Raw genomic sequence first — 14,487 nt, 5'->3', positions numbered from 1 at the left:
TTTTCGTTATTTTTTTAACACTGAGTATAGAAAACTGTACCTTCTTCTGAATTTAAAAGCAGCCTATGAAAAAGCAAATAACATTAATGGACCGCCCCCGGATGCAGCGTACACTGCACCGTATTGCAATACAGGTTTGGGAGCGCATGGGAAATGACAAAGAACTGGTGATCATTGGCCTGAACGAAAGAGGGTATGCAACGGCCCTGGAACTTTCTGAGAATATTGCTGATTTATTGGGTAAGGATATTTCAGCGCATCGGTACGAAGTGAGTGGCAACAGTTCTGAGACTCCCCTGCCGGATTGCAATGATAAGTTCGTCTTACTTGTGGATGATGTGATCTTTTCAGGAAAAACCATGTTTGAAGCTCTTTCAGCTATCTGTGGTATGTACGAACCTGATATCATTGAAATCGCCGTCTTGATAGACCGTGGCCACCGTAAGTACCCGTTACTCACACATATGTCCGGAATCACTGTCCCAACAAAAGCCGGTGAGCATATTGAGGTTATGCTGAAAGACTCAAAATTAAAAGAAGCTATACTATTTAAAAACAAGTAATTAGATAAAAAATGAGAACATTTTTATACTCTGCGATCACACTATCAATATTAATGATATGCAGCATATCTGCCACTGCTCAAAATATTTCCATACCCGATACCCTGAAAGGATGGGATCAAAGCTGGGTGGCAAGTTTAAACGGTTCTCAGGCAGCTTATAACAATTGGTCGCAAGGTGGCGTCAGCTCTATAAGTGGAACAGGATCATCAATCTTTACTTTATATTATAAACAAGGGCAATTTAGTTACGGATTCAGAACCAACCTGAAATACGGCCAATCTAACTCGAAGGGTCAGGGCGTACGAAAAACCGATGATTTGATCTCTATTAGGAATCGTTTTAACTATACCTTTAGAGAAGATGGAACTCTTTCCGGCTATGCCACCATTAACTTCAGAACTCAATTTGATCAAGGTTTTGAATACGCTACTGAAGACGGACAGCCAGATATTCAGATATCAAACTTTTTTGCACCGGCTTATTTAAGTGAAGGCATTGGTATTGCTTATGATCCTTCAGCGGCATTTACTTTTGAAGCAGGTTTAGGTCTAAAACAAACCTTTGTAACCGATGACGATCTTGCGACCAATTACGGCCTAGATGCCGGTGATAATTTTAGATCTGAAGGTGGTTTAACTACTGGGATAAACTTTGAGAAAGAGGTTTTTGAAAACATTCTGTATGCAAGTTCGGTAGAAACATTTACAAATTTCCTGATTCCTATAAACGAAACTGATGTATTTTGGTCTAATGAACTTATTGGTCAGATCAACAGCATTGTGAGTGCATCGTTTCAGTTTGAACTACGTTACGATAATGACTTTTCCAGTGAGATCCAGCTTAAGCAAGTCCTTTCTGCAGGTGTTTCTGTAAATCTCTACTAATGAATACGTCCTCCAAAAACATCTTGCATAATTCCCTTGCCACTTTAAAAGAGTGGCAAGACTCTTTTGGGGAATGGAGACAGGATGCGACACTCGAAGTTTCTGATGAAAAAATTGAAGCTACTTTTAACCGTCTGGCTCAGCGACTGAAATGTAACTTCCCTTTTCATCACCCCGCCTATGCCGGACAGATGCTAAAACCACCTCATCCATTAACCTGGGCAGCTTACGCCATGGCGATGAGCATCAACCCAAATAACCATGCCCTGGATGGTGGGCCACCCTCTTCTGAAATGGAGAAAGAAGCTGTAAATGAACTGGCTCATTTCTTTGGTTACGGAGATGAATTTTTAGGGCATCTTACTGCCAGCGGTACCATTGCAAACCTGGAAGCACTTTGGATAGCCCGGGAATCTCATCCCGATAAAAAGATCGCATTCTCATCACAAGCACATTACACTCATGAACGAATGTGTTCTGTTTTAAGGGTTGAGGGAGTAAAGATCCCGGTTTTTGAAGACGGAACTTTTGACCTGAATTCCATTGACACTGATACAATCGGCACTATTGTAGTTACCTTAGGGACTACGGGGCTTGGAGAGGTGGAGCCACTAGATCAAATCCTGCCGTGGGCGAAAGAGCATGGGATAAGAATTCACATTGATGCTGCTTATGGAGGCTTTTTCCGGACATTGAAAGACACTGACCTTATTGATGGAACTTCATGGAAGTTAATGGAACACGCTGATAGCATCGTTGTGGACCCTCACAAGCATGGACTTCAACCTTATGGTTGTGGATGTGTGTTATTTAAAGATCCCGCTGTCGGAAAATTTTATAAACATGACTCTCCTTATACCTATTTCACTTCTGAAGATCTGCATCTTGGAGAGATCAGTCTGGAATGTTCAAGAGCGGGAGCTGCTGCAGTCGCACTTTGGGCTACGCTTCAACTATTCCCATTGAAAGAGAAAGAAGGATTTGGACCAATTCTTGGAAAATGCCGAAATGCTGCGCTTAAAATGCATGAGCTGACTGAGGCAAGTTCGAAATTCAAGCCTTACAAAAAGCCTGAGCTTGACATCCTTGGATACTTTCCCTCTGATGTAACCACAACTTCAGAGATCTCTTCCAAATCTAAACGGATCTTTGATAGCGGCATGAAGGATCAGTCTTTTTATCTTTCCTTGTATCGAATTCCGGCCGAAGATTTTACTAAACTCCATCCCGAATTTAACGCTGACTCCGAAGATGTTACTATCTTAAGAAGTGTATTTATGAAACCGGAACATGAAAGGTATGTCGAAGAATTGATCGAAAAAATCTCCCTACATGTGTAAGAATTTCAACCTTGTTGATTTTCTCTGATTCTGACCTTCTCCTCAAAAATCGAGTTTTATATCCGTTCCTTTTAAGCCATTCACATCAATGGAGCTGATATTACTGCCAAAATTAGCATTCATGACTTTTATAATTTCATTTGCCAGTAATGCCTGCCCTCTATGATTCAATGTATAACCATCAGCTGAAACAACTGTTTTATTGTCAAAGCCTAAACTGTAGGTTACTCCATCGTAGGATACTAATCCATTATTTACCCCTTCGATCAAGCCGGCAAAATCGACTAAGTGGACCCTGGTATTGTTAGCAGCTATATTCTCAATGATAGCATTGTATGCTTCCCTTCTTTCTTCAGCAACTTCCTTTTCAGTTTTGGTTAAAATGAACATATCATCTATTGGTTGATATGAACCAAAAGTCACTTCATCATTCTGAATTCTCTCGGTGTATATTCTCTCTACATTATATAAGAAATGATCATCGTCGGTCATCTGACGATATTTTGGAATTGTATCACCTTCATTATTTTGTGCATCAGACAAGTACTTATCCTGAATTACTTTAGACCGAAACGCATTACCTCCGGTACCATCAAAAACTATGGTGGGTCGTCTCTCCTCTCTATCTGCAGTACTATTGTGTTCCTGCACGTCCTGATTGAAATCGAAATAGAGTCCAAATGGAGGATAACTTCCTGTAGTGATAGAGGCCCATTCTGACGGTGAAAAATACCAAATCAGTTCACTGAAATATGACATTGGTGTGAAGTCAGGGATATTCAGCATGAATATTTCAGAAGAAGATTCATTTAAAATTCTATTTATGGCATCATTGAGATTATCCTCAAAAACTGATTCCGGGGTGAGATCAGAATAGCTGATATCAGTTGCAAGAGGGTCCACTTCCCCAGCGGCTCCAAGTGTGACATGCCCTAAAATATCTTCTGTGCCCGGTTCAAACAACACAACAGTGGGGTCTTGTTGTAAAGCCAAATCCAAGAGGCTTTCATTTACCCCCTTGTCTAGAATTCTGTCAAAATATGTGTTCCCGCTTAGCGCATCGCTATCATCAATTTGGAATGATTTCAAGCCGGGGATACTAAAATTTGTAACCTGATTGATATCTCCATTAAAGTTAGAAATTGCCTCCCCATCTTCATTATACCTTGCCGGCCAGTCTTGGATTGGGTTTCTAAAAGAAAGATAAAACCGGCCTAATATACCCGAACCAGTATTACGATTATATCCATACTTACTGTCTATCGATAGTGGAGTAAATGAATCCATATTCAACAAACTGTCTATCAAAGCACCATAAGAATGGCTTTCCCCCTCATTGTATAAAGCACCATTCATATATCCAGCTGATATAGTACTCCCAATGATCGTCATTCGATCTAAATTCAGCTCTTTTAAATCCGGCTCTTCCGCAGTAGAAGAGGTTGGAAATTCATATCCACAACCCTGAAGTAGTAACAGGGAAAGTCCAAATAAAAATATTTTTGTCCGCATACTTTTAATGATCATTGAAACATTTTTGGATTAAAATTTAGCGTTGCAAACAGTATAGACCCTACGGAAGGTCCCCCAAAGATATTATAGTACTTATTGACCCCTAAATTAGTTACTCCAAATTTAAGGGTACTCTTGGCTTCAGGAAGTCTCACATTGAACTGAAAATCGAAATGACCATACATATCAATTGGGCCGTCTATAAACGAGCTCTCCCAGAAAAAAGCGGTCCGGTATCTATAGGTCATTTTAAACCCAACGTTGGTAATGAACTCTCTGTTTCCCCATTCAAAATTCATCTTAAACGGAGGAGTATTAAAACCGGGAGTAATAGGGTCCGTAGAGCTTTGTATTAACCTAGAATAGGAACCGTTCAGGCCTGCAAAAAAGCCTCCGGAAATATAGTCAAGTGCAAAAGAAGCACCGATCACGGTCATTTCATCCTGCGCATTGCTATACACATAATACCTATCACTTTCGAGACTGTTATTGATCTGACCGGACGCGATCAAAAGATCTGTAGCAGGGCTGGTTCTTGGCTTTACTACTCTCGTAACCCCAATAAAATCTTGATAGAAACTTACATATGAATTTAGATCCAAATACAATTGAGGGGTAATTAATTGCTTATAACCTACCTCAAAAGAATTGACCACTTCAGGATTTATGCTCACCAGTTGATCTTCAGCAAGAATCCCGTTTTCCAATATTGGTAAACTCTCAATTTCAGCCTGCAACCTGTCATATACTACCGGGTCATAAATAGATTCTTCCAATTTTTCAGTTACAGCCCTGTTAAATTCATTCACTGCATCTTGAGTAAATGCGTTACCTTGTAATTCGAGCGGGGCTACATTTTGTTGTAACCCTCCTATCAGATAGGCGGGGCCAAGGTCATCATTTACAAATTGCTCTCTTACACCCGGGTACCTGAAACCATACTGATAGGAAAACCTGAAAAAATGTTTGTCATTTAATGCATAGTTAATGGAAAACTGAGGGCTGATTCGAACATCAAAGTTTTCATTTTTATCAAACCTTACAGCAGAATTTATATTCAGCTCATCATCAAAAAAGGAATTTTCAGCTCTTAGAAAGCCGCCCAATTCATAATTTGTTATATTATTTGATGCCGTATCCGGGAAAATGGTACCTCCGGATGAAAGATCGAAAAATCGAAAATTCCCCCCCACATCAATTTTTGTATTTTGGATAAACTCAGGAACCTGGTACGAGCTCTGAACATGGTATAATTTTGAATTATCACGAATAGCAGCCCCCGAAGCCTGGTCCTGACTGTTAATGACCTTTTGCACCATTTCCCTAAACTCCGGTGTACCTTCCTCATATCGTGCATTCACCCCTTCTAAACCAGGCGTAACCGAATTCTTGGAGTCAGCAAACCTTCTTGCGAATTTAGTACTGGCAGGCGGTATACCAAGGCCGGGAAACCCAGTTTCGTATATCGCAAGATAATCCCGAAACCAATCAGCATCTTTTTTAGCACTTTGGATTAAAATGTCAGCCAGGGAAGTAACATCATAGGAGTTCCCTGAATTTTGCCATGTAGAATATCCGTGAATATTTAACCTGTCCAGTTGCAGTTCCAAACTCGTTTGATACATTTTGAAACCGGATAATCTTACCCTTGTATCGCCCGTGTAAATAGAATTGGTATTTCCGTATTTACCTTCGAGTTTGATCTTATAATTATCACTGAATTTATATTGCAGTGAAGTCGCTGTTCTTAAAGTCTCGATTCCATAGTCTACAAGATCTGCCTCTCTGTATCCTGTTCGGGTTACGGGCCCAAAATTTGCAGGAGGAACTATATATGTTCCTGTCTCCGGATCGTATTCGGCCTCTCCATCTGAATGTACTTTCATGTAAACAAAATCTTCGTCCCCATAGGTATTCACCCCATTATATCCCGGTTGATCATTTCTGTTTGCATAAGGTTTTCCATATCCAATGTTATCATAATTTTCAGCCATCCAGTCAACACCGGTTGTGTAAACTCCGGTAACTTTAAAAGCAAATTTATCATTGAATGCCTTTGCATATCGTCCTTGTATATCATACATCCCGTCACCACTTGCGGATGAAAATGAGCTGCCATTCAGATTTAAGTTATTCACCCCGGTTTTGATTTCAGCCGATATCCCCTGGTCCTCAAATGGATCCCTGCTGTTCATCAATAGCACCCCATTGAGTGCACTTGAGCCGTATTGGGTGGATGAGGGGCCGGGAAGTATCTCAACTGAGGATACATCCACATCCGGTAGTCCCATTAAATTACCTATCGGAAAACTTAACCCGGGTGCCCTGTTATCTATTCCATCTGTAAGCTGAAGGAACCTTTTATTTGCACTGGCATTAAAACCCCTTGTATTAACAGACTGCATTGTCATACTTTGAGTTGCTACATCAACCTCTCTTAATGTAGAAACCAGATCATAAACGTCAAATGATGCGAGCTGTTGAACATCTACTGTACTTAACCTGTCAATGGTCTTTGTCTGCTTCATCTCACTTTCAGTAGCCAAAGGAGCCGTTACAAACAGATCTTGCCCCAAGATATTTGGTGACAAGGGTATTATAAGGTTAAGCGCTTCTTCTTGTTCACGAATTATGAGCTCAAAAGGTCTGAATGAAACATGAGACACCCGTATTTTAAAAGGAAATTTATAGGGAAAATAAAGGTCGAACGTTCCGTCTCTTTTTGTTACTGTTCCAATACCAGCAGGGTCTTCCTCGCCTGGTTGTGCAGCTAATACCTGCACTGATGCTTCTTCTATTGCATTCTGAGTCTCATTGCTTATTACCCGACCTGAGATATGAATAGTTGTTGTTTGAGCATATGCGCTAATAAAAATATGACTAAAAAAAAGAACAACTATTATTCGTTTTAGACTGAACTTACATGCCATCTTAATATTCTTAAATCTTTGATCTACTTATAGGATGCAATTATGCATGGCAGACAGATTTTACTCTAAAATTAAAATTTGCCACGTTGAAGGTATAGAATTTATCTATATCATTATTGTATTAATAACTTTTAAAATTTTGAAGAGCCTAGATAAAAGAATCAACAATATGAAACTAACTATATTTTACTGAATCGCCACATTTTGTTATTAAAAAGCCTGTTTTTTGGTTTTAATATTTATTTAATGATCTTTTAAAATAGTAAAAGAACTATCCAGGCTATTAATTTAGTTTTTAGTTAATACCAAATTGGGGAAGTACCCCAGGGCTGCTCACAGTTCTCAACTAAAGCCATTTCAGCTACTAATGACACTTTTAGGAGTACCTTAATCTTCGTAGAGTATTTCATTAACTTTCGATGTAATATATATCACTTTTTACTTTTAATACATGAACACTGATATCTTCAAACTTATATTTCACCACGATCAACGCCTCGACAAATTAGCCGAACGTAACACCCGTGATAACCCAAGGGAAATGGAAACCTCGCTTGAGGACTTCATGAAACCCGATCCTACCTATTCCAAATTCTACCTCACAGGAACAGATCTTGAAAACGAACGTTTTGGACTGAATGCATTATCGGCTTATGATGAAGTGATAGGTGCACTTGAAGTTGCTTTCCAAAGCAAAAAAATCTTCACGTACAAAACACAATTTCCCTCCATACAAAAAGCTGTTCAGGATATGGAGTTAGGCGATGTTTTTATCTTAACCGATAGCGATAAGGTTGATCTGGATATCACTTCTCTACATATCGACATCAATTCCAATGTGGGTCATTTGAAGGAAGAATTAAAAGAAGCGCTGGAAGCCGGATATATCGTAGTCTATAAAGAACAGGCCAAAGACGGCTTTGACCTGCATATGTTTTCAAAAAAGAATGTGTATCGAGAGATGTTCTTTCCGATGCAAAAATTAGTACCGGAAGCCTTCCGCTTTTTCAGCATCAATGGCAAGAAATTCAGGTCGGAACGCCATTTCTATTTTGAGACCTGGACACTGGACAAACCTCCCCACGGCTTTGAAGAAGTTCACCCTGAGACGGTGCTTTAGTGTTATGGTGCGATGGTGTTAAAGTGTTACCGTCAGAAAATTTGGTAACACTTTAACACCATAACACTCTCGTACCGTAACACTATTTTTCTACTCCAGGAACTCCCAAAGGCTCGTTATTCTGCCACCAGAATGTTGGTAACTCTTTCTGATCCGGGAATACCTCATTTAAGGTTTCTGCTTCGTACATATATCCATTCTTCATGATGTAATGGATATCTTTGGAATTGCGGATATTTTCCAACGGGTTCGAATTCAGGATCAGCAGATCAGCCAGCTTTCCTTCTTCTACTGTTCCAAGATCAGTATCTAATCCAATGGCTTCTGCGCCCTGTATGGTGGCTACTTTCAAGATATCATGCTCGGATATACCTCCCGCCTGCATTGCCCATAACTCCCAATGATAACCTAGCCCTTGAAGCTGTCCGTGACTCCCAACGCCCGCGCGACCACCCGCTTCAACCAGGTCTTTTACAAACACAGATTGTTCTTCAAATACATGTTCCTCTTCCATAAACCACCCTGCATTGCGTCGACGTGTTCGCTCATCTAAATTTTGATGCGGCATAAATCGCTGCAGTTTAGGCTCGTCATGTGGACGCTCTGTAGCATAATAATAATTCTCTGCCCAAGGACCGCCATACGCAACCAGCAAGGTAGGCGTGTAAACGGTTCTGGAAAAAGCCACCAAGTCAATCACATCCTTATACAGTGGAAATACCGGGAATGAATGCTCATGGCCGGGATAACCATCGATCACTTGTGTCAGGTTTTCCTTGAAGTCGAGCGAACCTTCCGTAGTTGGCATCAGCTCTTGCTCTTTGGAAGCCTGAATGATCCATTGGCGCTGTTCACGATTTCCAGCTCCATACATCTTTATAGTTTTCGTGTCGTAATATTCGCTGTAGCGTTTCATTACATCTCGGGCGTGATCAAGGTCTTTGATATTCTCACTACTGAATACCCCCGGACCGGTTGAATATACTCTTGGACCAAGCAGTTTTCCGGCATGAACAAGATCCTGATAGGTCAACACATCCGTAGTGGCAGTCTGCGGATCTCTTGTTGTGATAACACCGTACGCCAGATTCGTCATGTAGCTCCAAAATTCACCTCGGTGCAAATTCACCGGATGACGAAAGTGTGCGTGAGTATCCACAAATCCCGGGATAATGGTCTTGCCGGAAACTTCCTTGATCTCCGCACCGGATGGGATATCAACTTCACCGCGTGCTCCAATTCCCGTAATGCGATTATTCTCTATCAAAAGATCTGCATTTTCAATGATCTCATCACCGTTCATTGTGATAACTGTAGCACCCCGAAGTACAAGAGTTCCTTCCGGAATATCACGATCGGCCATCACACTGATCTCAATTTCATCAGGTTTATACCCTTCGTCTTTTTCAGACTTCTCTTCTTTTTCTTCCTCAGATTCTTCATCCCCTTCTTCTTCACCAGATTCCGCCCCCTCAGCTTCTTCCTCCATCTCTTTGGCTGCCTCCACGCTGTCTTTGTAGGCTTCTTCAGCTTCAAAATCATAGATCACGTGTGCATTTCCGATGGACCAATGCACGCGATTAGCATCCCGGCTCCAGGCAGGAAATTGCCCACCAATATCGGTTAGCTTTTTACTTGGGAACGCACTTGAAGAGCCTCCTACACGAATGGATGGAGCTTCACCTCCAACTTGAGGTACGGTTACGATAAATAAGTCGGTTCCTATCTGGGCAAGCGCTTGATCACCCTCAGGAGCCATACGGATCCAGGATGCTCTTCCGCCACCGCTTCGTGTTACTTCCAGATGTTCTTTCTCATCGGTTCCATCCCATCGAATGGAGGTCAACCCACTCCAGCTTGAGAGATATATTCGGTCTGAATCTTTCACAAAATGAGGATTGGAACGCCCGTTGGTATAGGTAATGAAATTATTCTCACTTCCATCAGCATCGATCCAAACCAAATCACTCGTTCCCTGAAATGCCGAACGCCGAGTCGCGTTTCTAAAATCTTGTGGCTGTCCTTTGATCACCACAATTCGGCTTCCATCGTTATTCCAAACAGGATCCTGGAACACCCCTTCTTCTTCATTCAACTGCTGTAGTCGCCTGCCGTTTTCACGGACTTTATATAACTTCCCTGTCTCAGGAGTCCATGTTACAAAAGCTATCCACTCACCATCAGGCGACCATATAGGTTGAGCCTGAATTTCATCCAGCTCCACCAATTTTCGCGGTTCACCATCGGGTAATTCCATGGTGTAAATCTCATTTAAAGCGGTGAATGCTATTTTCTTTCCATCGGGTGAAGGAACTGCATCCCGGATCTGTGTGATCTTAAACTGAGGGGTGTCTTCAATCGGATAGTTGAAGTCCAGTTCGGGACCAAGGTCAATACTTCCGGTAACTCGAAACGGAATTTCCTCAGCGTCGCCACCGTTTATGGGGAGCTTCCAGATCTTACCGCCGTATGAAGTTACCACAAATTCACTATCAGGGGTGAAAGACATTCCGGGCAGTACATCCCGCGAAGCCCGTGATTCCTGATCATCATGTTGAACCGGATAGGCCAGCCAGTCTTCATCACCTGTTTCCAAATTTCGTTTTACTAGTCCGGTGTGTTCATCGTGTCGGGTACCATACACCAGCCACTTTCCATCATTGGAAAGTGTTGCTCGAAATGAAGATCCGTATCTATCGCTCTGCGTGGTGATATCCCCCGTTTCACGGTCATATGTCGCAATCTGATACTGAGGGAGTGAAGCATTATAGTTCCAGGTTCCAGATCTTCTGGAAAACCAGACATACCGTTCATCCGCACCAAATGCCCCTTCAGTCATACGGAGATTGCCGGGCTCATCAACTAAAGGCGTTCCCGACCCACCGTCGATATGATACAACCAGATCTTATGGTTTCCCGGATCATCTTTAGAGGCGATCACATATTTACCATCTGGTGTCCATTCAGGCGACTGATATTCATTATCTTTTCCGCGAGTCAACTGCTTCGATTCTTCTGTTTCAAGATCATAAATCCAAACTCCCTCTCCACCTGATGCATCAGATATAAAAGCTATTTTATTCCCGTCAGGGCTGAACCTGGGTTGGCTGTCAAACTGCATCCCCTCGGTGACCTGTGTAGCTTCTCCTCCTTCTATCGGAATCGTGTACAGGTCTCCCAGAAAATCAAAAACAATGGTTTGTCCGTTTGGACTCACATCCAGCGAGATCCACGAGCCTTCGGTCAAATCAAAAGAAAATTCGCGACCGGGCTTTAAAGGTAACTCATTAAGCTCTTCCGATTCTGTTGAATCTGATTCAGCTTCACCATCCTGCGCCCACAACATTTCGGGGGAGAAGAGCATAATTAAAAGCATTACAAAAAGTTTTAAAAAAGTTGATATGACATCGATCAGTCTCATATTTTGCTGTTTTGTTATAATTGAATGAAGCTAAAAATTTTAAAAACCCAGCCCAATGATTTTATAAGTATAAACAAGTCATTTGGAAAGTGCTAAAAACACCCTAATTCTTGAGCTCTGCAGAAACATGATCTGTGTACCATTCTCATTCTTAACCATGTGTCATGCAATCTTACAATTATAAAATATTAGATTTAAGAATGTTATCTTTCTGAAAAATTTTCATCTATGACATTTCTCCAAAAACTAAAAAAATCGGTATCCCGAACCGGGTCAACATTATGTGTAGGTTTAGATCCCAATCTCGATCTGCTTCCCCTGCCGGTCAAAGACCAATTTGATACGCCCGAAGAACAAGTGACCTATTTCTGTAAACTTGTGATCGATTACACTTCCGAATATTGTGCAGCTTTCAAACCCAATCTTGCTTTTTTTGAGGCATTGGGATCAAATGGGCTTTCAGTTTTAGAAGAAATAATCCGCCATATTCCGGATGATAAAATCATCATAGCCGATGCAAAACGCGGAGATATAAGTTCTACGGCAGAGCATTACAAAAAAGCCTTCTGGGATAGTTTTAATGTTGATGCTATCACACTGAACCCTCTCATGGGTTTTGATACACTGGAGGCATTCTCCAAAGATGAGACAAAAGGAATTTACGTGCTTACACTTACTTCCAATCCCGGAGCCGCTGATTTTTTGAAGCAGCCATTTTCAGGTTTTGATATGATGAGTCAATTTATAGCTAAACAATTGAGTAAAAGGTCTTCATCTTCCAGCTCTCACCTGGGAATGGTGATCGGTGCTACCCAAGCTGAAGAAGCCGAATCCGTTTTATCCTACCACACTGAAGGTGCATTGTTAATTCCGGGTATCGGTGCTCAGGGAGGTTCACTATCAGAACTATCGAAAGCACTAAAAGATCACAAGGGAATCCCATTGATCAACTCCAGCCGCGGAATCATCTATGCCGGAAAAGATGAGGGTGATTGGCCTGAATATGTAGCCGATGCTGCTAAATCCATGAAACAGAAATTGAACCAGATCAGTCATCAATATGTCTAATAAACCTGAAGTTATTGTTTATACCGATGGAGCCTGTAGTGGAAATCCCGGTCCGGGCGGGTGGGGAGCCATCCTTAAATGGAATGGAAAGGAAAAGGAACTATCAGGTGGAGATTCCCAAACCACCAATAACCGGATGGAGATGCAGGCGGTGATCGAAGCTTTGAAAGCACTCAAGAAACCCTGTGTGGTTAAAATTCACAGTGACAGTGCCCTTATCATAAATGCATTCACCAAAGGCTGGATCGATAACTGGCAAAAGAAAGGCTGGAGAAAATCTGATAAAAAACCCGTTGAAAACAAAGAACTTTGGCAAGATATGCTTGAAGCTATGAAGCCCCATGAAGTAGTATGGGTGAAGGTAAAAGGACATTCCGGCATCGTATTGAATGAACGGGCAGATCAACTGGCAGTCGCAGCTTCGCAGCGAATTCAAAATTAAAAATTCAAAATTTAGAATTGGTTCTGTACCAATTTTTCATTTTTAATTTTGAATCTTTAATTCCTTACAAGGAGGAAAAAGGCACCATATCCAAATCATCAAATTGTCCCAGGTCGGCTTTCATTTTCCCGGTAATGGCGATCATGGCGGCATTATCGGTACAATAGCTAATTTTTGGGGAATAAAGCTGAATGCCCAATTCATCGGTCATCTTTTGGCTTTTCTCCCGCAGCATTGAATTGGCTGAAACTCCTCCGGCCAGCAACACGGTTCTTACTCCGGTTTGTTTAATCGCTCGTTTCAATTTCTTCACCAATACTTCCGATATCGCAAAAGACACACTTGCACAAATATCATTTAGGTGTTCCTGGATCCAATCTTCCTCTTTATCCTGCAAATAATACAATACACTGGTTTTTAATCCTGAGAAACTAAAATCGAGTCCTTCCTGCAGAAGAGCCTGCGGAAATTTATGGAATTTCGGATCACCGTCTTTAGCAAGCTTATCCATATGCGGGCCTGCAGGATACGGCAAACCCAGCAACTTACCGATCTTATCAAATGCTTCCCCTGCAGCGTCGTCTCGGGTCTTACCTATAACCTCATGTTCAAAGGGGGATGTAACGTGTACGAGTTGGGTATGTCCACCGGAAACAGTAAGTGCGATCAGCGGAAATTCAGGTTGGTGATCAATGAAATTTGCATAAATATGCGCATCCATATGGTTCACCCCAATAAGAGGAATATTGCGGGAAAGAGCCAATCCTTTGGCAAAACAAATCCCTACCAATAACGAACCGAGCAGCCCCGGTCCCTGGGTCACCGCGATCGCTTCAATTTCATCCAAAGAGATACTCCCCTCTTCAAGTGCCTGCTGTACCGTTTGAGTGATAGTTTTTTGATGCGCTCTTGAAGCCAACTCCGGCACCACCCCGCCAAATTGCAGGTGTACCGACTGAGAAGAGATAATATTTGATTGGATGCCCTGATCCGTGAAAACCGCCGCAGAGGTATCGTCACAGGATGATTCGATGGCTAAAATATTCATGCTTCAAAGATACAAATGTTGGGCTTAAAAGACATGAGGAATGGAACGTGGTTGAAGCAGACATCTGATGAGCTCTGTAGCGGTCTGACGGCTAAGAGTCCGTCTGACCGTTTTTTGAGACTGATAAACTAAATTACACCAATCCATCAGACGGGC

10 protein-coding genes are annotated in these 14,487 nt (G+C 41.7%); 6 read left to right on the top strand and 4 right to left on the bottom strand.

Features of this window, described 5'->3' with window-relative positions:
• The first annotated feature begins 65 nt into the window (after nt 1-65).
• From ACFSVN_RS04000 to ACFSVN_RS03990, 3 genes are read left to right on the top strand one after another with little or no spacing between them, the layout of a single operon-like run.
• Nucleotides 66-563 (top strand): phosphoribosyltransferase family protein, encoded by a 498-nt coding sequence (locus ACFSVN_RS04000; protein WP_390298970.1) that lies wholly within the window; start codon nt 66-68, stop codon nt 561-563.
• Between the two features lie 11 nt (nt 564-574).
• On the top strand, nt 575-1,450 hold the full coding sequence (locus tag ACFSVN_RS03995) for a DUF3078 domain-containing protein (protein WP_390298967.1): 876 nt from the start codon (nt 575-577) through the stop codon (nt 1,448-1,450).
• Nucleotides 1,450-2,790, top strand: a complete 1,341-nt coding sequence (locus ACFSVN_RS03990; RefSeq protein WP_390298964.1) for a pyridoxal phosphate-dependent decarboxylase family protein — start codon at nt 1,450-1,452, stop codon at nt 2,788-2,790. Before ACFSVN_RS03995 ends, ACFSVN_RS03990 begins: the two co-directional genes overlap by 1 nt.
• A gap of 42 nt (nt 2,791-2,832) precedes the next feature.
• On the opposite strand, the gene ACFSVN_RS03985 is transcribed toward ACFSVN_RS03990, so the two are convergent.
• Together ACFSVN_RS03985 and ACFSVN_RS03980 are read right to left on the bottom strand one after the other, a co-directional pair.
• On the bottom strand, nt 2,833-4,302 hold the full coding sequence (locus tag ACFSVN_RS03985; protein WP_390298961.1) for a hypothetical protein: 1,470 nt from the start codon (nt 4,300-4,302) through the stop codon (nt 2,833-2,835).
• A gap of 11 nt (nt 4,303-4,313) precedes the next feature.
• Nucleotides 4,314-7,232: a TonB-dependent receptor domain-containing protein gene (locus ACFSVN_RS03980; protein ID WP_390298958.1), complete on the bottom strand. Its 2,919-nt coding sequence runs from the start codon at nt 7,230-7,232 to the stop codon at nt 4,314-4,316.
• Between the two features lie 451 nt (nt 7,233-7,683).
• On the opposite strand from ACFSVN_RS03980, the gene ACFSVN_RS03975 reads away from it, so the two are divergent.
• A complete protein-coding gene (locus ACFSVN_RS03975; protein WP_390298955.1) occupies nt 7,684-8,352 on the top strand; it encodes a hypothetical protein in 669 nt (222 codons plus the stop codon).
• 82 nt (nt 8,353-8,434) lie between these two features.
• On the opposite strand, the gene ACFSVN_RS03970 is transcribed toward ACFSVN_RS03975, so the two are convergent.
• Nucleotides 8,435-11,773: an amidohydrolase family protein gene (locus ACFSVN_RS03970; protein ID WP_390298952.1), complete on the bottom strand. Its 3,339-nt coding sequence runs from the start codon at nt 11,771-11,773 to the stop codon at nt 8,435-8,437.
• A gap of 228 nt (nt 11,774-12,001) precedes the next feature.
• On the opposite strand from ACFSVN_RS03970, the gene pyrF reads away from it, so the two are divergent.
• Both pyrF and rnhA read left to right on the top strand, forming a co-directional pair.
• Complete coding sequence (pyrF, locus tag ACFSVN_RS03965; RefSeq protein ID WP_390298949.1) at nt 12,002-12,841, top strand: orotidine-5'-phosphate decarboxylase; 840 nt, start codon at nt 12,002-12,004, stop codon at nt 12,839-12,841.
• On the top strand, nt 12,834-13,283 hold the full coding sequence (gene rnhA / locus ACFSVN_RS03960) for a ribonuclease HI (protein WP_390298946.1): 450 nt from the start codon (nt 12,834-12,836) through the stop codon (nt 13,281-13,283). The genes pyrF and rnhA overlap by 8 nt, the downstream gene beginning before the upstream one ends.
• Nucleotides 13,284-13,347: 64 nt before the next feature.
• Here rnhA and tsaD read toward each other — a convergent pair whose 3' ends face one another.
• Nucleotides 13,348-14,331: a tRNA (adenosine(37)-N6)-threonylcarbamoyltransferase complex transferase subunit TsaD gene (gene tsaD, locus ACFSVN_RS03955; protein WP_390298943.1), complete on the bottom strand. Its 984-nt coding sequence runs from the start codon at nt 14,329-14,331 to the stop codon at nt 13,348-13,350.
• Between the last annotated feature and the right edge of the window lie 156 nt (nt 14,332-14,487).

The organism is Gracilimonas halophila, assembly GCF_042684365.1.
In the GTDB taxonomy this organism is placed as follows: domain Bacteria; phylum Bacteroidota; class Rhodothermia; order Balneolales; family Balneolaceae; genus Gracilimonas; species Gracilimonas halophila.
The sequence above is the reverse complement of the archived record's forward strand: the minus strand, read 5'-3'. Positions and strand labels throughout refer to the sequence as shown.